This window comes from Neobacillus drentensis (assembly GCF_036966985.1).
GTDB lineage: Bacteria > Bacillota > Bacilli > Bacillales > Cytobacillaceae > Neobacillus > Neobacillus drentensis_E.
Genome location: NZ_JBALSN010000060.1, coordinates 51,301 through 51,543, shown reverse-complemented (window position 1 = coordinate 51,543; position 243 = coordinate 51,301). Strand labels below are relative to the sequence as shown.

The 243-nt window shown below is 36.6% G+C and carries 1 pseudogene; it reads right to left on the bottom strand.

The annotated features are described in order from the left end of the window. A pseudogene (locus tag V7659_RS04335) lies at positions 1 to 243 on the bottom strand (PTS sugar transporter subunit IIC); the annotation flags it as partial.

Here is a 243-nt window from a genome sequence, read left to right as displayed (position 1 = left end):
CGGATACAGAATCCAGGCACTGATTCCAAAAGAATAGAAGAAAACACCAAGAAAACTGATGAATACAAATCCGGTAAAACTTTGGGCAATCACGGTAACCGGTTCAAAAGCTTTTAAGATTAAATCATACAAATCAACATTCAATTGGAAGGTAAACAACCATCCAAACAGCAGGAGAATGGTGATTGGAATAATCGTGTCAAACCAGATAATAATAAAATCCGGAAGCGAACTTGATCCTTT